This window comes from Ensifer sp. LC384 (genome assembly GCF_001695865.1).
GTDB lineage: Bacteria > Pseudomonadota > Alphaproteobacteria > Rhizobiales > Rhizobiaceae > Ensifer.
This window is the reverse complement of the sequence record NZ_MBST01000034.1, coordinates 18,615-36,766: the sequence shown is the minus strand read 5'-3', so window position 1 is coordinate 36,766 and position 18,152 is coordinate 18,615. Positions and strand designations below refer to the sequence as shown.

At 61.3% G+C, this 18,152-nt stretch carries 15 protein-coding genes and 2 pseudogenes; 3 read left to right on the top strand and 14 right to left on the bottom strand.

Annotated features, from left to right (window positions below):
* Nucleotides 1-87 precede the first annotated feature (87 nt).
* From BC363_RS22170 to BC363_RS22155, 4 genes are all read right to left on the bottom strand, one after another.
* On the bottom strand, nt 88-405 hold the full coding sequence (locus BC363_RS22170) for a hypothetical protein (RefSeq protein ID WP_065787298.1): 318 nt from the start codon (nt 403-405) through the stop codon (nt 88-90).
* 209 nt (nt 406-614) lie between these two features.
* Complete coding sequence (locus tag BC363_RS22165) at nt 615-2,921, bottom strand: Tex family protein (RefSeq protein ID WP_065787299.1); 2,307 nt, start codon at nt 2,919-2,921, stop codon at nt 615-617.
* Between the two features lie 172 nt (nt 2,922-3,093).
* On the bottom strand, nt 3,094-4,350 hold the full coding sequence (locus BC363_RS22160; protein ID WP_065787300.1) for a cyclopropane-fatty-acyl-phospholipid synthase family protein: 1,257 nt from the start codon (nt 4,348-4,350) through the stop codon (nt 3,094-3,096).
* A 298-nt stretch (nt 4,351-4,648) separates the two neighbouring features.
* Nucleotides 4,649-5,695 (bottom strand): glutathione S-transferase family protein, encoded by a 1,047-nt coding sequence (locus BC363_RS22155; protein WP_065787301.1) that lies wholly within the window; start codon nt 5,693-5,695, stop codon nt 4,649-4,651.
* Between the two features lie 157 nt (nt 5,696-5,852).
* Here BC363_RS22155 and BC363_RS34645 point away from each other — a divergent pair.
* Nucleotides 5,853-6,005 (top strand): annotated as a pseudogene (locus BC363_RS34645) (glycerophosphodiester phosphodiesterase); the annotation flags it as partial.
* A 186-nt stretch (nt 6,006-6,191) separates the two neighbouring features.
* On the opposite strand, the gene era reads toward BC363_RS34645, so the two are convergent.
* The 8 genes and pseudogenes from era to rpoZ form a co-directional block, all read right to left on the bottom strand.
* Complete coding sequence (gene era, locus BC363_RS22150; protein WP_065787358.1) at nt 6,192-7,121, bottom strand: GTPase Era; 930 nt, start codon at nt 7,119-7,121, stop codon at nt 6,192-6,194.
* 8 nt (nt 7,122-7,129) lie between these two features.
* Nucleotides 7,130-7,846 (bottom strand): ribonuclease III, encoded by a 717-nt coding sequence (gene rnc, locus BC363_RS22145; protein WP_139110025.1) that lies wholly within the window; start codon nt 7,844-7,846, stop codon nt 7,130-7,132.
* Nucleotides 7,846-8,589 (bottom strand): signal peptidase I, encoded by a 744-nt coding sequence (lepB, locus tag BC363_RS22140; protein WP_065787357.1) that lies wholly within the window; start codon nt 8,587-8,589, stop codon nt 7,846-7,848. The genes rnc and lepB overlap by 1 nt, the downstream gene beginning before the upstream one ends.
* Nucleotides 8,590-8,754: 165 nt before the next feature.
* A complete protein-coding gene (gene acpS, locus BC363_RS22135; RefSeq protein ID WP_065787303.1) occupies nt 8,755-9,174 on the bottom strand; it encodes a holo-ACP synthase in 420 nt (139 codons plus the stop codon).
* Nucleotides 9,171-9,813, bottom strand: a pseudogene (locus tag BC363_RS22130) (DUF2062 domain-containing protein). The gene acpS and the pseudogene BC363_RS22130 overlap by 4 nt, the downstream one beginning before the upstream one ends.
* 106 nt (nt 9,814-9,919) lie before the next feature.
* Entirely contained in the window at nt 9,920-10,072 is a 153-nt protein-coding gene (locus BC363_RS22125) for a DUF3563 family protein (RefSeq protein WP_065787305.1), read from the bottom strand.
* Between the two features lie 357 nt (nt 10,073-10,429).
* Nucleotides 10,430-12,655 carry a bifunctional (p)ppGpp synthetase/guanosine-3',5'-bis(diphosphate) 3'-pyrophosphohydrolase gene (locus tag BC363_RS22120; RefSeq protein ID WP_065787306.1) on the bottom strand — a complete coding sequence of 742 codons (2,226 nt, stop codon included), beginning with the start codon at nt 12,653-12,655 and terminating at the stop codon, nt 10,430-10,432.
* Between the two features lie 103 nt (nt 12,656-12,758).
* A complete protein-coding gene (gene rpoZ / locus BC363_RS22115; RefSeq protein WP_065787307.1) occupies nt 12,759-13,166 on the bottom strand; it encodes a DNA-directed RNA polymerase subunit omega in 408 nt (135 codons plus the stop codon).
* Nucleotides 13,167-13,636: 470 nt separating this feature from the next.
* Between rpoZ and BC363_RS22110 the strand changes: the two genes are divergently transcribed.
* Complete coding sequence (locus tag BC363_RS22110; RefSeq protein ID WP_053246865.1) at nt 13,637-14,218, top strand: NYN domain-containing protein; 582 nt, start codon at nt 13,637-13,639, stop codon at nt 14,216-14,218.
* A 183-nt stretch (nt 14,219-14,401) separates the two neighbouring features.
* Here BC363_RS22110 and smpB read toward each other — a convergent pair whose 3' ends face one another.
* Nucleotides 14,402-14,881 carry an SsrA-binding protein SmpB gene (smpB, locus tag BC363_RS22105; RefSeq protein ID WP_065787308.1) on the bottom strand — a complete coding sequence of 160 codons (480 nt, stop codon included), beginning with the start codon at nt 14,879-14,881 and terminating at the stop codon, nt 14,402-14,404.
* Nucleotides 14,881-15,765 carry a 4-hydroxy-tetrahydrodipicolinate synthase gene (gene dapA, locus BC363_RS22100; protein WP_065787309.1) on the bottom strand — a complete coding sequence of 295 codons (885 nt, stop codon included), beginning with the start codon at nt 15,763-15,765 and terminating at the stop codon, nt 14,881-14,883. Before dapA ends, smpB begins: the two co-directional genes overlap by 1 nt.
* Before the next feature lie 295 nt (nt 15,766-16,060).
* On the opposite strand from dapA, the gene BC363_RS22095 reads away from it, so the two are divergent.
* Nucleotides 16,061-18,133: a lytic transglycosylase domain-containing protein gene (locus tag BC363_RS22095; protein ID WP_065787310.1), complete on the top strand. Its 2,073-nt coding sequence runs from the start codon at nt 16,061-16,063 to the stop codon at nt 18,131-18,133.
* The last annotated feature ends 19 nt before the right edge of the window (nt 18,134-18,152 follow it).

The following is an 18,152-nucleotide window of genomic DNA, read 5'->3' as shown; positions in this document are numbered from 1 at the left end:
TAGACGACGAATGATCACGCGCCGGGCACTCCGCCCGGTAACGGCTTTGGGTTAGCCACCTGCTCAAAGCTCGACACCGTCGATGCCTCAAGCCTTCGGTATCGGCAGCGGAGGCAATGCCTCCCAGCTTTTACCGGCGAGGATGACGCAGCTTCGCCCGGTCACATCAGTGACGATCAGGGTCCAGGTGCCGCTGTCGGCGACGTAGATCTCCATTATCGCATGCGGGTTGATCAGTCCGATCCCCGCCGGCTTTTCCTGATACTGGCGCGAGAGAAATTCGATCACTTCGGACCGCTCGGCACAGTTCGCCATCGCTTGCGAACTCGCCGGATTTGGATGTGCCGTCACTGCGGCCGCCAACATGACGGCTCGAGCGAGGCCACGGATCACATTGCGTCCCATGACGCACCTCCTTTCGCCGGGAAACCCGGCGGAAAAGGAGTTTCCGCTGACCTGTTCCGCCGTAGACCGGCATTGTTATGATCGGCACTTGCTCGCGACACGATACAAGTGCCGCCACGAGATCAGTATGGCGGAGCAATCCGTATATTACAATTACCTAATTTATAGATAGAAACCCGGAAGCCGATACGACTTCCGGGCGATGGAGATTACTTTCGCTTCATCGCTTCCATGAGCGCGGCGCCGAACGCGCCTTGCGACGGCTGCTGCGGCTTCTGTTGACGCACCGGCGCGCTGCGGTTGCCGTTGTTCGACGCGGGGGCCCTCGCCTCGCGGCCCGTGTCGGCACCGCCATCCTTGCGCATGGTCAGGCCGATGCGCTTGCGCGGAACGTCCACTTCGGTCACCCGCACCTGAACCACGTCGCCGGCCTTGACCACTTCGTGGGGGTCCTTCACGAACCGGTCGGCCAACTGCGAGACATGGACGAGGCCGTCCTGGTGGACGCCGACATCGACAAAGGCGCCGAAGGCGGCGACATTGGTCACCGTGCCTTCGAGCTGCATGCCGACCTTCAGATCCTTGATGTCATCGATCCCTTCGGCGAAGGTTGCTGTCTTGAAGCTCGGGCGTGGGTCGCGGCCCGGTTTTTCCAGTTCGGCCAGAATGTCCTTGACCGTCGGCAGACCAAAACGGTCGTCGACGAACACACGCGGGTCAAGCTGCTTCAACGCCGCACTGTCACCCATCAGCGTGCGAACGTCGCGCCCGCAGGCCGCAACGATCTTCTTGGCGACACCGTAGGCTTCCGGGTGGACCGAGGAAGCGTCGAGCGGCTCCTTGCCATCAGGAATGCGCAGGAAGCCGGCGCATTGTTCGAAGGTGCGGGCTCCGAGACGCGCCACGTTCAAGAGCTCCTTGCGGCTGGCGAACGGGCCAGCTGCATCGCGGTGCGCGACGATCGCTTCTGCCGACGACTTGCCAAGGCCGGAGACACGCGCGAGCAGTGGTGCGGATGCCGTGTTCACATCGACGCCCACGGCGTTCACTGCGTCCTCCACCACCGCATCCAGTGAGCGGCTGAGCTTCGACTGGTCGACGTCATGCTGATACTGGCCGACGCCGATCGACTTCGGCTCGATCTTGACGAGTTCGGCCAGCGGATCCTGCAGGCGCCGGGCGATGGAGACTGCGCCACGCAGCGAGACGTCGAGGCCGGGGAATTCAAGCGCTGCCGTCTCCGAGGCGGAATAGACCGAAGCGCCGGCTTCGGACACGATAACCTTGGTCGGCTTCGGCGCCGGCAATTGTGCGAGCATGTCGGCGACAAGCCTCTCCGTCTCGCGGCTACCAGTACCGTTGCCGATCGCAATCAGCTCGATCTTGTGCTTGCGGATCAGCGAAGCCAGTTCGGCTTGCGTGCCGCGGACGTCGTTCTTCGGCGGGAAGGGATAAACGGTCGTCGTTTCCAGGAGCTTGCCGGTGCCATCGACAATGGCGACCTTGACGCCGGTGCGAATGCCGGGGTCCAGCCCCATCGTGGCGCGCGAGCCGGCGGGAGCGGCCAGCAACAGATCTTTCAGATTACGGGCGAAAACGTGGATCGCTTCCTCTTCCGCCCGCTCGCGCAGCTCGCGCATCAGGTCGAGCGACAGCGACATGGACAGCTTCACCCGCCAGGTCCAGCCGGTGACTTCGGAAAGCCATTTGTCGCCCGGCAGCTGCCCACCGACATTGTAGGCGGCCGCAATCATGCGCTCCACCGGCTTGACCGGAGACGTATCGTCCTGATCGACGACGATATCGACGGCGAGCACCTCTTCGTTCCAGCCGCGCAGCATGGCAAGCGCCCGGTGACCCGGCGTCGTCGCCCAGCGTTCGGAATGATCGAAATAATCCGAGAACTTGGCACCGGCCTCCTGCTTGCCGTCGACGACCTTGGCTCGCAGGAACGCCGCCCCCTTCATATGGTTGCGCAGGCGTCCGAGCAGGTCGGCGTTTTCAGTCATGCCTTCGGCAATGATGTCGCGCGCGCCGTCAAGCGCCGCCTTCACATCGGGCACATCCGCCGTCAGAAACGCGCCGGCGCGGTCAGTCGGCGCGATCGTCCGGTCGGCGAGAATGGCTTCGGCAAGCGGTCCGAGGCCACGCTCCCTTGCAATCTCCGCCTTGGTGCGCCGCTTCGGTTTATAGGGCAGATAGATATCCTCAAGCTCGGCCTTGGTTTCGACCGCAACGATCTTGGCTTCGAGTTCGTCGGTCAGCTTGCCCTGTCCGCGGATGGATTCGATGATCGAGCCCCGCCTCGCCTCCAGCTCGCGCAGATAGGTCAGCCGCTCGGCCAGCGTGCGCAGCTGCGTATCGTCCAGCCCGCCGGTCACTTCCTTGCGGTAACGGGCGATGAACGGCACCGTCGCGCCCTCATCGAGCAGCTCCACTGCGGCGGTGACCTGGGAGGTCGTCGCCTTGATCTCGCTGGCAATGATGGCGGCGATGGGTTTTGCTGGGCTGGCCATGGTGGGATCCGTCTTTCCTGTTTTCAGTCGGCGACCATAAAGGCGCAGGTCTTCAAGGCCAAGTGAAGGCCCGGGCCGGAAAACCGGAACTCCACAGGAGACGTACTCCATGCCTCTGTTTTTTAAGTATGTCGGCGCGCAGAAGCCTCGACACACCTTGGGGCGGCAAGCGTTAGATATCGACCGGCTCGAGCGGCGGGCGGGTCTTCTCGAATTCCATCAGTTCCCGTTCCTTCGCCTCGATGTAACCGCGTGCGAAAGGCACGGTGTCGAGCGACGGCGACAGCTGCAGCTGGAAGATGAAATGCTTGTCGTGGAGGAAGGCCGTCTCGGACGCGGCAAGATAGAACTCCCACATGCGGAAGAAGCGTTCGTCGAACAGTTTTACCGCCTCTTCGCGCCGCGCCAGGAAACGCTCCCGCCACGCCCTCAGCGTCCAGGCGTAGTGCATCGGCAGGATCTCGATATCCTTGACCAGAAGCCGGGTCTTTTCAACGGAAGGCAGAACCTCCGAAAGCGCCGGGATGTAACCGCCGGGGAAGATGTACTTCTCGATCCAGGGATTGGTCGCCCACGGCTTGTAGACCTGCCCGATGGAGTGCAAGAGCATCACGCCCTCCGGCTTCAGCAGCTCCCTGATCTTGCGAAAGAACCGGCCATAATTGCCGATGCCGACATGTTCGAACATGCCGACCGATACGATGCGGTCGAACTGCCGGCCCTGCATCGTCCTGTAATCCTGAAGCTCGAAATGGACGCGATCGGACAGACCGCGCATAACCGCCCGCTCGCGCGAGATTTTCAGCTGCTCCTCACTGAGCGTGATGCCCGTCACCTCGACGCCGGAGGATTCGGCCAGATACATCGCCATGCCGCCCCAGCCGGAGCCGACCTCAAGCACTTTCTGCCCGGGTTCGAGCAACAGCTTGGCGGCGATATGGCGCTTCTTGGCGAGCTGCGCCTCGTCGAGCGAGATGCCTGTCGGCTCGAAGTAGGCGCAGGAATATTGCCAGTCCGGATCGAGGAAAAGATTGAAGAGCTTGCGATCGAGATCGTAGTGATGGGCCACATTGTGCCGGTTGCGGTTGACCGGCATCCGGCTCTTCACCTGCTGGCGCAACACGTGCTGAAGAGCAACCAGGGTGTTTGGAACGGTCGCGGCGTTCTCGAGCCCGTTTTCCTTTACGATCGAGAGCACGTCGAAAATATCGCCGTCTTCGACGACGACGCGCCCGTCCATATAGAGTTCACCGAAACGAAGACCCGGGTCGCGCGCTATCGCCTTTTCGGCCTCCGCATCGACGATGCGGATCGTTGCCGGTTTTCCCGAGCCATCGCCCAGAATGACCTGCTCACCCGCGGAGAAGAACACCGTCAGGTTGCCCTTGCGCACCAGACGGCGAAGCAAATTCAACAATGCCGCATTCATACCCAACCCCTGCCAGACCGACACATATGTCCTGGCGCACAGGCGCGGCGACGGCGCCGGTTCTATCGGGGCTTCCGGAGGGCGTCGTAGCCCGCATGACGCGAAACGCATGGGCGTGACGCAAAGCACGTCCGGAAGCGGCGAAAACCGGCTCGGGCGTGGCCAAACGGCATCCGGCAAACATGCTGCGCTGCTCACGCGCGCGTAACCGGAAATTCGTCAGGCCAGCCGCCATCTGGCTCCTATCCATCAGAACTTCCACTAACTTAGTAGGCTTCAATCGATTGGCAATGGGCTTTTATGCCCCCTCAAAGATTTGTTTGCTTAGTAAATCGGCCGAAGCGGTATCAGCGCCGACGACCCCTCGACCCGGCAGAGAACGCCGGTCATGTGGGCGGGAGAAATCGAGCAGGGGACCGGCGGGCACTATACGGGTCGGATTGACGTGGGCGATGCCGTAGTATCCACGCTTGATGTGATCGATGCGCACCGTTTCGGCGATTCCGGGCCATTGGTAGATTTCACGCAGATAATTGGAAAGCGCCGGATAGTCTTCGATCCGGCGAAGGTTGCACTTGAAGACGCCGTGGTAGGCCGCGTCGAAACGGATCAATGTGACGAACAGACGGATATCGGCCTCCGTCAGATATTCGCCCGCGACGTAGCGATTGGCCGTCAGGTGGCGCTCGAGCTCATCAAGCATCCCGAACAGGCTCGTGACGGCTTCGTCATAGGCGGCTTGCGTCTTGGCAAAACCGGCGCGATAGACGCCGTTGTTGACGCGCTCGTAAATCGGATCGTTCCAGCGATCGATCTTCGCACGCAGCGCTTGAGGGTAGAAATCGAGGCGATTGCCGGTCAGGTCGTCGAAAGCCGAATTCAGAATGCGGATGATGTCGGCGGATTCGTTGTTGACGATGCGCCCTTCCTTCATGTCCCAGAGGACGGGGACCGAGACCTTGCCGGTGTAGCCGGCGTCACTCGCCGTATAGAGCTCATGATGGAATCGGATCATGCCGACGCGTGGACCGGCATCGACAGGTTCGTCATAGACCCAGCCGTCCTCGCCCAAGAGCGGGCTGGAGACGGTAAGCCCGACCACGTCCTGAAGCCCCTTGAGATTGCGAAAGGCGATCGTGCGCGACGCCCAGGGGCAGAGATAGGAAACGAACAGGCGATAGCGCCCGGCTTCCGCGGGAAGACTTGACTGCCCCTGCGGGCCGGGGCCAGCATCGGCCGTGATCCAGCTGCGGAAACGGGTTGGCTCGCGATGAAAGGCGCCGCCCTTCATTTCGCTCGCAGCAACGTCGCCCTTGACCCATTTTCCATCGACGAGCTGCGGCATGAATTCTCTCCTGATCTTGCGGGAACGTCATTTCCCTCTCACGCGTGCGCGTGCAGGTCAATTCGGCGGCCGGTTGACAGATCGTTCGCAATACGCAGGCCACACGTCCAGCGCGACGCAACACGGTGACGCTACATTGTCGAGCAATCCCGGTCGCCTGCTCGGCCCCTATGGGCGCGGCGACTTCAGCACGGGTATCGATAGCGCGGAAGATCTTGAATTGGTGCCGGAGAGCTTCTCGGGCTACGTCTGGACCAACCGCGCGGAGACGATCGGACCGATGCTGGCAAAAAGGCAACCGGCGTCGTGACGGTGCATATCTGCTCGCGATTGTCTTGAAGGAAACAGTGCGGTCGAGGCACAGGCGCTTTGACCCGAGTGCGGAGACAAGTCGCGCCAGCAGGCTTTTGCGGAGCCACTGAAGGTCCGCGCCTTGTAAGAAGCCGCTCGCCAGCAGGCTGGCGAGCGGCGCTATTGCATATTGGGGACTTGCCGATCAGCGTGGGAATTCAAGACCCATTTCGCGGAAGCGCTCGGGGTCATCGCCCCAGTTTTCACGCACCTTGACGAACAGGAAGAGGTGCACCGGCTGCTCGAGAATCTCGGAGATTTCCTTGCGCGACGCGGTGGAGATCGCCTTGATCGCGTCGCCGTTCTTGCCGAGCGCGATCTTCTTCTGGCTTTCGCGCTCGACGTAGATCACCTGTTCGATGCGAACGGATCCGTCCTTGCGCTCTTCCCACTTCTCGGTTTCGACATGCGAGGCGTAGGGAAGCTCCTGATGCAGGCGCAAGAACAGCTTCTCGCGGGTGATTTCGGCCGCGAGCTGGCGCATCGGCAGGTCGGAAATCTGGTCCTCGGGGTAATACCAGGGACCTTCCGGGAGCGTCTCGGCAAGATAATCCATCAGGTCCTTGCAGCCCGATCCGGTCAGCGCGGAGATCATGAAGGTGCGCTCGAACTTGATCGTCTCGTTGGCCGCTGCCGCGAGCTTCAACAGATCCTCCGGCCGCACCTGGTCGATCTTGTTCAGAACCAGGATCTTCGGCTGGTGGACTTCCTTCAAACCCTGAAGGATCGTTTCCGCGTCACCTTTCAGGCCGCGCTCGCTGTCGATCAAAAGCATGATGACGTCGGCGTCCTTGGCTCCGCCCCAGGCCGTCGTCACCATAGCCCGGTCGAGCCGGCGCCGCGGCTTGAAGATGCCGGGCGTGTCCATGAACACGATCTGTGCGTTATCGTGGATGGCGATGCCGCGCACGATCGCCCGTGTCGTCTGAACCTTGTGGCTGACGATCGAAACCTTGGCGCCGACTAGGCGGTTGACCAAGGTCGACTTGCCGGCATTGGTGGCGCCGATCAGCGCCACGAAACCCGAGTGGGTCGGCGCGCTTTCGGCGGCCGTATCTTTTTCCATATCCGTCATGTTTTCCGTCAATTTCCGGCGGAGATTTTCCGCCACACGCCTTCGCGTTCCAACAATTTCGTCGCGGCCACCTGCTCGGCGCCGCGCTTGGATCGATCCGTCCCCGTCTCGGGCGCTACGCCCGCAACCTCCACGGTCACGGTGAAACGCGGATCGTGGTCGGGGCCGGAACGGTCATCCGTCCGGTACGTCGGCGCGATGCCAAACTTGGCATGCGCCCATTCCTGCAATTCGGTCTTGGCATCGCGACGGGCGCCGTCGGCGCGGGTCGCCCGCTCTTTCCAGTGTAGCAGCACGAATTTGCGCGCCGCCTCCAGCCCGCCGTCGAGATAGATGGCGGCGATGAGCGACTCTACCACATCGGCGCGCACATTCATCATCGCCTTGCCGGTGATTTTCTTCACGTCGGAACCGGTGCGGATAAACTGGTGCAGCGCCAGATCGTCGGCGACCAGGGCACAGCTCTCGGCGCTGACGAGCTGGTTCAGCCGCACAGAAAGCTCGCCTTCGTTGGCATCACGAAACGTCTGGAACAGAAGCTCGGAGACACAAAGCCCCAGCACCCGGTCTCCGAGGAATTCGAGCCGCTGATAGTTCGATCCCCTGGCATTGCGGGCGCTGGAATGGGTCAGCGCCCGATCGAGCCGCTCCTTCTCGCTGAACTGATAGCCAATCACGGCCTCGAGCTTGGCCCGATCCTCCGCGCTTAGCGACCGCGCCTTCATCATTCGACCGCCTTGAACAGGCGGTCGTAGCGCAGGTTCGCCGGCCACTTCCAGATTTCGCGGAACGAGGTGTCGTTGCCGAGCGAGAAGAAGATCAGGCTTGCGCGGCCGACAAGGTTCTCGGCGGGCACGAAGCCGACATCGAAGCGGCTGTCGGCCGAGTTGTCGCGGTTGTCGCCCATCATGAAGTAATGACCTTCGGGCACGATGAACTCGCGCGTGTTATCGCCGCGCGAGTCCGGGAACTGATCGAGCGTGTCATAGGAAACGCCGTTGTCCATGGTTTCGCGGTAGACCGGCACGTCGCCGCCGGTGTCGTACTGATCGTCGGCACGGAAGGCGCCGTCAGGCGCGCGATCGACCGGCTTGTCGTTGACGTAGAGAATGCTGTTGCGCACCTGGATGCGATCGCCGGGCAGGCCGACCAGACGCTTGATGTAGTCGATGTCCGGGTTCGGCGGGAAGCGGAAGACGACGATGTCGCCGCGCTCCGGCTCGCTGGCGAAGATGCGACCCGAGAACAGATCCGGCGAGAACGGCAGCGAATACTTGGAGTAGCCGTAGGCGAACTTGTTGACGAAGATGTAGTCGCCGACAAGCAGGGTCGGCATCATCGAGCCCGACGGAATGGTGAAAGGCTGAAAGAAGACGGTGCGAATGACCACGGCCAGGAGCAGCGCCTGGATGATGACCTTCACATTCTCCCAGAGACCGCTCTGCTTCGCTTCTGTCTTTTCTGCCACGCTGCTGTCTTCCTTTGTCATCGGCGCGCTCTACAAGCGTGCCGCTCAATCAACTGTCGTTCGCGCTTTCGGTTTCCAGCCTCAAAGGCGGATGCGCAATTTTGTATCCGGCAAGGGCACCCTGCCCCCGCAATCGGGCACGCCCGGATTTCTCAACGGAATGCTCTAAACCGTTCCCTCTGGCGGGGCAACGGGGAGCGCCTCGATAATCACGAAGGCCTGCGCCAGCGGGAAATCGTCGGTAATCGTCAGATGGATTGCCGCGCGATGCCCCTTGGGCACCATCGCCTGAAGCCGTTCGGCAGCACCACCGCTCAAATGCATCGTGGGCTTGCCACCGGGCATATTGATGACGCCCATGTCTTTCCAGAAGACGCCCTGCGCCATTCCGGTGCCGAGCGCCTTGGAGCAGGCCTCCTTGGCGGCAAAGCGTTTGGCGTAGGAGGCGGCGCGGTTCTTGCGGCCTTCGGACTTGGCGATCTCCACCTCGGTGAAGCAGCGATTGACGAAACGCTCGCCGAAACGCGAGAGCGAGTTTTCGATGCGCCTGATGTCGATGAGATCGCTGCCGATGCCGATGATCATGATGTGGACCTTGCACCGGACGACCGTGCGCGTCGGCGGCGGGACTGGAAAAGATGGGCCGTTTGATAGGCCAGCGGGTAGAAGATCAGGGCGCCGGCGGCGGCAAGCGGAGCCGATCCTATCAGCATCGGCTTGAACACGGGGCCCCAAAGGCCCGAGAATTCGAGGTGCTCGACCATATGCGCGACGTCCGCGCCGGTTGCGGCACCTGACGCCTGCGGCCCGATGATGACCGTTCCAAGCTCGTAGGACGCTGTCAGGATCATCGGGATCGTCACCGGATTGGCCAGCGCCGTGGTGATCGCTGCGGCAAGCAGATTGCCGGAGAACACTGAAGCGAGCGCGACTGCGATGATGATATGGAGCCCGAAGAAGGGCGTGAATGAGGAGGCGGCACCCGCAGCGACCCCGATCGCGATCGAGTGCGGTGACGACGACAGGCGCAGGATACGCAGCGCCATGTAGCGGGGGCCACGCCGAAAGCCCTTGCGCGGCCAAACAAGCGCGCGAAGCCTTTCGGAAATCGTGACCGGTTTTCTACGTCTGAATAACATTATGCCGTCATGACCGCATCTTGAAACCGCCAGTCGGCACAAGACGGCGTGTCCGCCTGTTTACCGGCCGCAAGATAGGCGTCATGCCCGTTGCTTGCAACCCGCTGGCGTGTGGTGCAGCGATCACGAATGAGCCATTCGCCTGGCGCATGGCTCACCATTCCCGCCATCATGCAGGAACAGGCAGCAGCTTAGTAGCCGTTGCGGAACAGGCCGCGATCGATCTGGCGCTGGCGGTATTCGAGATCGATGCGATCGACCGAACCGTTGAGATAGGCGAGCTCGCGCTCTTCCTGAGTGGCGACGCGCAGCGCGCGGGTGATCTTCTTCAACTGATTAAACATGGCAAACCTCTTCGTTTACCTCCCGATGCAGAAGATAGTTTAGAGGTCACTGTTCCACCAGAGCCAGGAAAAGACAGCAGCCATGCGCGACAAGCATGCCTTGCCACTTTTCAGACCTCGACCTGCCTGAATTCAAGGCAACTGCGCAAAACAAACGCGCAATGGCCATGCTCTCGCGGCCGGCGACAGGTGTCGCCGGGCTTAACAAACGGCGAGACAGGCGCAGGCGAGAAGAGAAAACGTCTGGCCATCATCCGCGCGCCGGGGCAGGAACCATTGCCCCCGCGACGGGTGAAGAGAACAATGGTGCCGATGATGACGGCTTGGCAGCCTATACGAAGGCCGAGCGGCGCCCCCTCACTCGAAGAGGCGCTTGACCGTGGAAATGCTGGGCAGTTCCTTCAGCTGCGTGATCAGATGGTTCAGTTGGCGTAGATCCCAAACCTCGAGATCGAAGTGCAACTCGCTGAAGTCGGCAGCCACCCGCCCCATGGAAAGCGAGCGAATGTTGACATCGCTCGTCGCAATTGACTGGGCAACCTCCGCCAGCGTGCCCGGCTCGTTCAAGGCACTGATGGCGATGCGCGCCATGAAACGACTGCTGTTGGCCTCGTCCAGATCCCAGCGCACGTCGATCCACCGTTCCGGCTCGTCGTCGAATTTCTGCAGGATCGGCGACTGGATGGGATAGATGGTGATCCCCTTGTCCTTCTCCATGATGCCGACGATACGATCGCCGGGAACGGCACCGGCGGCGCTGAAATGCACGCCGGCATTGCCCGAGAGCCCTCGGATCGGCAGCGCTTCCGGACCTTCCGCCTGTGCCGGCTCGCCTGCCTCCTTGGATCGGCCAGGCAACTTGAACACCATGCCGGCAGCACTTCGCATGTTGAACCAGCCATCATCGGCGTTGGGCTTGACGGTTACGCGCTCGTCCTGGTGGTCGGGGAACACCGCGCGCAGCACGTCGAGCGACGACAGTTCACCGCGGCCGACCGACGCGATCGCATCCTCGACTTCTTTCTGTCCAAGCCGATGCAGCGCGGGCTTCAGCGCCTCGCGCGAAAACGTCTTGCCGGCGCGCTCGAAGGTTCGCTCCAGAATGCGGTAACCAAGGCCAGCATATTGCTTGCGGATGGCCGCGCGCGTCGCGCGCCGGATGGCAGAGCGCGCCTTGCCGGTGACGACGATCTCTTCCCACGCCGGCGGCGGCACCTGGATGCCCGAGCGGATGATCTCCACTTCGTCGCCATTGTTGAGGCGCGTCACCAGCGGCATGATGCGGCCGTTGATCTTGGCGCCGACGCAGGTATCGCCGATGTTGGTGTGCACCGCATAGGCGAAGTCGATCGGCGTCGCGCCACGCGGAAGCGCGATCAGCTGCCCTTTTGGCGTGAAGCAGAACACCTGGTCCTGGAACAGTTCGAGCTTGGTGTGTTCGAGAAACTCTTCAGGATTGTCGCCTTCGGCCAGCGACTCGATCGTGCGCCGCAGCCAGGAATAGGCATTCGACGTCGGCGACAGCGCGGTTTCGGTCGAGACCCCCTCGCCGTCCTTGTAGAGCGAGTGGGCGGCGATACCGTATTCGGCGATGTCGTTCATCCGCCGCGTGCGGATCTGCAGCTCGATCCGCTGACGTGAAGGGCCGACGATGGTCGTGTGGATCGACTGGTAGTCGTTCTGCTTCGGGGTCGAGATGTAATCCTTGAAGCGACCAGGCACGACGCGCCAGCGCGTGTGCACAATGCCGAGTGCGCGATAGCACGACGGGATATCGTCGACGACGATGCGGAAGCCCCAGACGTCGGAAAGCTGCTCGAAGGACAATGACTTCGACTGCATCTTGCGGAAGACCGAATAGGGCTTCTTCTGCCGCCCCTTGACCTGGGCGCCTTTCAACCCTTCGGTCTGAAGCAGCTCGGTCAATTCATCTTCGATCTTCTTGATCAGACCTTCATTGCGCTCCGACAATTCTTCCAGACGTCGGGTGACGGTTTCGAATGCCTCGGGATTGATGTGGCGGAACGAGAGGTTTTCGAGCTCCTCGCGCATATCCTGCATGCCCATGCGCCCGGCGAGCGGCGCATAGATGTCCATCGTCTCTTCGGAGATGCGTGCCCGCTTTTCAGCCGTCATATGATCGAGCGTGCGCATGTTGTGCAGCCGATCGGCAAGCTTGACCAGGAGGACGCGCACGTCGTCGGAGATCGCCAGCAACAGCTTGCGCAGGTTTTCTGCCTGCTTGGCTTTCTTGGTAACGAGATCGAGCTTCTTGATCTTGGTCAGGCCCTCGACCAGGGCGCCGATATCCTCGCCGAAGAGATCGTCGATCTCTTGCCGGGTGGCCGTCGTATCCTCGATCGTGTCGTGCAGGAGCGCGACCGCGATCGTCGATTCGTCGAGATGCATTTCCGTGAGGATCGCTGCCACTTCCAGCGGGTGGGAAATATAGGGGTCGCCGCTTGCCCGCTTCTGCTGCCCATGTTTCTGCATGGCGTAGACGTAAGCCTTGTTCAACAGGGCTTCATTGACGTCGGGCTTGTATTTCTGAACGCGCTCAACGAGCTCGTATTGGCGCATCATCCGCTGGCGGCTCCGTGGGAAAAGACAATAAAAAAAGTGCGCCAATCATACGAGTGGCGCACTGCTTTGAAAACACGCGGGAACGTTTGTTCCGTTACGGATCTCAGTAGTCGTCGCTCTTTTCCGGGGGCACGAGGCCCTCGATGCCGGCCAGCAGCTCTTCTTCCGACATACGGTCGAACGTGATTGCTTCCGGCTGATCCTCGTCTTCCGCCGTCTCGGCAAAAGTCGTGTCGGCATCGGCCTGGACCAGCGAAGCCGGATCGGGTTCGGGCTCGTCCACTTCGACATGCTTCTGCAGCGAATGGATCAGGTCTTCCTTAAGGTCGCCGGGCGAGAGCGTCTCGTCGGCGATTTCGCGCAGCGCCACGACGGGGTTCTTGTCATTGTCTCGATCGATGGTGATCGCTGCGCCCTGCGAGATCAGGCGGGCGCGGTGGCTGGCGAGCAGCACGAGTTCGAAACGGTTGTCGACCTTGTCAATGCAATCTTCGACGGTGACGCGGGCCATTGCCTGTCCTTTTGGGCTCAAAGCGCGGCGATCATCGCCGCAGCACGGATTAACGACACGAGACCGGAACGGCCGCCGGATGACGGCCTCGTCGGCTCCGATTTCTGGAATTAGCCGCCCGGATACTATCAAAACAGCACAAGTTCAAGTTTTTCCTGCACGGAGCGTTCACATCACCCTGTGTTGGCCAATAAAATGCCATGCGGACGGGCTGGAATTCGCGCGCGCTCCCCCTAGTTGCACATTTTAATGCAAACCGGAAACGCCTGGTAGAAACTGCAGACTTCCTATGTGGACGAGCTGCAGCAACTGCTAAAACTAGCTATATTCGCAGGGAGCCGCTTGGAATAATGCAAGTGGTTAACTACATTATTTGCAATATCAGCAATTATTAATGTAATGGCCGTATTTTCGCGCATCCGCCGATGGGCGGTTTACCCGAACGCGTTGCGCACCAAAAAGGAATAACGATGTTTGACCCTCGCGAGAAAATCGCTCTTTTTATCGACGGCGCAAATCTATACGCCGCATCGAAGAGCCTCGGTTTCGACATCGACTACCGCAAACTGCTCAAGGCATTCCAGAAGCGCGGCTACCTGTTGCGCGCCTACTACTATACGGCTCTCATCGAAGATCAGGAATACTCGTCGATCCGTCCGCTGATCGACTGGCTGGACTACAACGGTTATAAGGTCGTGACCAAGCCGGCGAAGGAATTCACGGACTCGCTCGGCCGCCGCAAGATCAAGGGCAACATGGACATCGAACTCGCGATCGACGCCATGGAACAATCGGAAACCGTCGATCATCTGGTGATCTTCTCCGGCGATGGCGATTTCACCACGCTCGTCGAAGCGCTGCAGCGCAAGGGTCGAAAGGTTTCGGTGGTATCGACGATGTCGACCCAGCCGCCGATGATCGCCGATGACCTGCGCCGCCAGGCCGATCATTTCATCGACCTCGTCACGCTGCGCGCCGAAATCGGCCGTGACCCATCGGAACGCGTTCCCCGGCAGCATGTAGAGCCGGTGGCCGACCCCGTCGAGATCTGAGCGAACCAATCGCCGCCCATCAGCGGAAGAGATAGCAGAGGCTACGATGCGCTACAGCGCCGCGCGTCGAATATGGCGCGCTAAGGACGCGGTAACACCCTAAACTTGCTGCATAATTTCCTCCTTAAATCGATTCCGATTCAAGGAATTATGCAGTAGGCCGTGGAGGGAGTGCGGCTGCGCTCAGCCGCGATCCTTGAGCAGCCGGCTCTTCTGCCTGTTCCAATCGCGCTCCTTGGCGCTTTCGCGCTTGTCGTGCAGCTTCTTGCCCTTGCCGAGCGCCAGCTCGAGCTTGGCGCGGCCCTGATCGTTGAAATAGATCTTGAGCGGAATGAGCGACATGCCTTCACGGTTGACGGCACCCTGCAGCCGGTTGACCTCGCGCTTGGACAGCAACAGCTTGCGGCGACGACGGGTCTCGTGGTTGAAGCGGTTCGCCTGCAGGTATTCCGGCAGATAGGAATTAATCAGCCAGATCTCGCCACCCTCGTCAGTGGCGTAGGATTCGGCGATGTTTGCCTTGCCTTCGCGCAGCGACTTTACCTCCGTGCCGGTCAGAACCAGACCGGCCTCGTAGGTATCGACGATCTCATAATTGAAGCGGGCCTTTCGGTTCTCCGCGACAATCTTCTTGACCGTGCGCTGGCTTCCCTTGGGTGCCATCAGTTCATCAATCCTGCATGTCTGAGCGCTGCATCAATGGCGGCTTCCGTTGCCGGCTCGAGTGTCGAAAGCAGTGGCGAGCGCACCGCACGGCTCATGCGGCCGAGACGATTCAGCGCGTATTTGGCGCCGCACAGGCCAGGCTCAATGAAGATCGCCTTATGCAGCGGCATCAGCTTATCCTGATATTCCAACGCCTTGGCATAGTCGCCGGCAAGCGTGGCCTCCTGGAATTCGGCGCAGAGCCGCGGCGCGACGTTTGCCGTGACCGAAATGCAGCCGACGCCGCCATGGGCGTTGAAGCCGAGCGCCGTCGCGTCCTCGCCGGAAAGCTGAACGAAATCCTTGCCGCAGGCCATGCGCTGCTCGGACACGCGTTCGATCTTACCGGTGGCATCCTTGACACCGACGATCGTCGGGTGGGCCTTGGCGAGCGCGGCCATCGTTTCGACGCTCATGTCAACAACAGAGCGGCCGGGGATGTTGTAAATGACGATCGGCAGCTTCACGCTTTCGGCGATCGCCGAATAGTGGGCGAACAGGCCCTTCTGCGTCGGCTTGTTGTAGTATGGCGTGACGACGAGTACGGCATCCGCGCCCGCCTTTTCGGCGTGTTGCGCAAGCTCGATGGCCTCGGTCGTATTGTTGGAGCCGGCACCTGCAATCACCGGCACACGGCCGGCGGCTGCCTTGATGCAGAGCTCGACGACCTGCTTGTGCTCCGCATGCGAAAGGGTTGGCGATTCACCTGTCGTGCCGACGGGCACGAGACCGGAGCTGCCCTCTTTTATCTGCCATTCCACATGCGCGACGAAACCTTCCGCATCCACCGCGCCGGTGGCCGTGAACGGTGTTACGAGAGCGGGAATGGAACCCTTGAACATGCACAACTCCTGACGGCTCAAAAACGCAAATACACTCACGCTTTGGCCGTAATCGACGGTTAAAAAACTGCCGCACCATAATCATGTGAGGGGGCTGCGGCAAGCGCCGTGACACGGCATTTCATGCCGGTTTTCACGTAAAAGCTTGACGTGCAAGCCGCATAATCCTTGAGGCTCGCCATCCGGTGCGGAGATGGCGGCGGTGCGATTGCTATGATCGATAGGCCCCGGTAACCTTTCGTTAGGCAACCCGGCGGCAAATGAATGTGAGACACGGGGAAACACGGGGCTCTTGATGCGCGGATCAATCTTTCTGCCTGTCGCCGCCATGATCGGCGCAGCGCTGCTGGCCTCGTCGGCCAACTCCTCGGAAGCCCCGAACAAAGTGCCGGTACCGGGCAGCAAACCGGCAATCTCCGACAAGGCCGGCCGCGTTTCGGGTAAGGACATTACCGGCGCGATCCCGGCGACGGTATCGCCCATCCAAGGCGACTTGAAGGTCGGTCTGGATGCACTTTCCGACAAGAACCCCGGCAAAGCGATCACCGTTCGAAACGGCATGCGCGAAGGCACGCTCGACCGTCATATTCTGACCTGGGCAATCGCCGTCTCGGGACAACGTGGCATTCCCTCCTACGAAATCGCAGACGCCCAGCGCGAACTGCAGGGATGGCCGGGCCTCAAATCGCTCCGCGCCCATTCAGAGCGCGCGCTCTATCGCGAAGACCCGCCAGCTGCCGATATACTTGCCGCTTTCGGACAGACGCAGCCCGAGACCACTGAAGGGACGATCATCCTTGCCCGCGCGCTGGTGGCCCAGGGGCAGAGTGCGACGGCAGCAACGCGGCTGCGCGCACTCTGGTTCAAGCAAGGGCTCGACAAGGATGTGGAAACGCAGATCCTCTCGGAGTTTTCCGGCCTTTTGACTGTTGCAGACCATCGGCAGCGGATGACGATGCTGCTTTATCGCAATCGCATCGAGCAGGCCGAACGCTTCAGCGATCTCGGCAAGGCGCAGTCGCTCTACCGCGCCTGGGCGGCCGTCAGCCGCGGCACTGCCAATGCTCCTGCCCTGATATCGTCGGTGGATCCCTCTTGGCACAGTGACCCGGCCTACCTGTTCATCCGCGTCAAAAGCCTGCGCAAGCAGGACAAATATGCGGAGGCCGCCACGCTGCTGGCCACGATGCCGAAAGACCAGGACGCGCTGGTCAATCCCGGTGAGTGGTGGACCGAACAACGGATCGTCAGCCGTGGCCTACTGGACAAGGGGGATTTCCGCGGCGCTTACCGGGTTGCCGCCAACCACAGGGCGAGCGAGGCGACCGATATCGTCGACGCGGAGTTTCACGCCGGCTGGTACGCGCTGCGCGGCATGGAAGATCCGGCCGCGGCATCGCGGCATTTCCGGCGGATCCTTGATGTTTCGAACCGGCCGCTTTCGGCGTCGCGGGCCTGGTACTGGCTTGGGCGATCGGCGGAAGCGGGCGGGCCGGGCAACGCCAAGGATTATTTCACCAACGCGGCCCGCTTTCCCGGCACCTTCTACGGCCAGCTTGCGGCCGCACGGCTCGACGGCAAGGCACTCAATGTCACCTATCCGGCTCCGTCATCGGAGGATCGTGCCCGTTTTGAAAGCCGCGAGGCGGTTCGCGCGATCGCACGGCTCGACGCTGCCGGCCACGGCTGGCGCGCCGACAGCATCTATCGGGCGCTCGCGGAAGAACTGACGAGCCCCGGCGAGCTGGCGATCCTTTCGGCACGCGCCGAAAAAACCCGCAATCACCAGCTTTCCCTCCAGATCGGTAAGACCGCCTTTGGCCGTGGCATCGATGTTGCCGCACTCGCCTTCCCTGTCGGTGTCATCCCGCCGACGGCCAACATCGATGGCTCGGGCAAGGCGCTCGCCTATGCGATCGCGCGGCAGGAAAGCGCCTTCAACCCTGCGGCGGTGTCCACAGCCAACGCCCGGGGCCTGCTGCAACTCCTGCCCGGAACAGCCAAAGGCGTGGCGAGCCGCTACGGCCTTGCCTATTCCAAGGACCGCCTGACGAGCGATGCCGGATACAACGCCACGCTCGGCGCACACTATCTCGGTGAGCAGATCAACAGCTTCGGCGGCTCCTACATTCTCACCTTCATCGCCTACAACGCTGGTCCGCGTCGTGTCCCGGACTGGCTCAGCCGATATGGTGATCCCCGCGGCAAACCGATCGACGAAGTCGTCGACTGGATCGAACGCATCCCGTTCCAGGAAACGCGGAACTACGTCCAGCGTGTGATGGAAAACTATCAGGTCTATAAAGTCAGGCTCGGTCAAAGCACCGACATAGTCGCAGACCTTAGAATGGGACGACAATTGCCTTAAAGCAATTCCGGGGATTTTC

Coding starts and splice junctions, on each gene's coding strand:
- BC363_RS22155 (WP_065787301.1), bottom strand. CDS start 5,695: ATGCCGCAGCTCGTCGATGGAAAATGGGTCAAGGGCGACGTTGCTGCG.
- BC363_RS22170 (WP_065787298.1), bottom strand. CDS start 405: ATGGGACGCAATGTGATCCGTGGCCTCGCTCGAGCCGTCATGTTGGCG.
- era (WP_065787358.1), bottom strand. CDS start 7,121: ATGACGGATATGGAAAAAGATACGGCCGCCGAAAGCGCGCCGACCCAC.
- BC363_RS22110 (WP_053246865.1), top strand. CDS start 13,637: ATGTTTGACCCTCGCGAGAAAATCGCTCTTTTTATCGACGGCGCAAAT.
- rpoZ (WP_065787307.1), bottom strand. CDS start 13,166: ATGGCCCGCGTCACCGTCGAAGATTGCATTGACAAGGTCGACAACCGT.
- BC363_RS22125 (WP_065787305.1), bottom strand. CDS start 10,072: ATGTTTAATCAGTTGAAGAAGATCACCCGCGCGCTGCGCGTCGCCACT.
- BC363_RS22160 (WP_065787300.1), bottom strand. CDS start 4,350: ATGAATGCGGCATTGTTGAATTTGCTTCGCCGTCTGGTGCGCAAGGGC.
- BC363_RS22120 (WP_065787306.1), bottom strand. CDS start 12,655: ATGATGCGCCAATACGAGCTCGTTGAGCGCGTTCAGAAATACAAGCCC.
- dapA (WP_065787309.1), bottom strand. CDS start 15,765: ATGTTCAAGGGTTCCATTCCCGCTCTCGTAACACCGTTCACGGCCACC.
- acpS (WP_065787303.1), bottom strand. CDS start 9,174: ATGATCATCGGCATCGGCAGCGATCTCATCGACATCAGGCGCATCGAA.
- smpB (WP_065787308.1), bottom strand. CDS start 14,881: ATGGCACCCAAGGGAAGCCAGCGCACGGTCAAGAAGATTGTCGCGGAG.
- rnc (WP_139110025.1), bottom strand. CDS start 7,846: ATGAAGGCGCGGTCGCTAAGCGCGGAGGATCGGGCCAAGCTCGAGGCC.
- BC363_RS22165 (WP_065787299.1), bottom strand. CDS start 2,921: ATGGCCAGCCCAGCAAAACCCATCGCCGCCATCATTGCCAGCGAGATC.
- BC363_RS22095 (WP_065787310.1), top strand. CDS start 16,061: ATGCGCGGATCAATCTTTCTGCCTGTCGCCGCCATGATCGGCGCAGCG.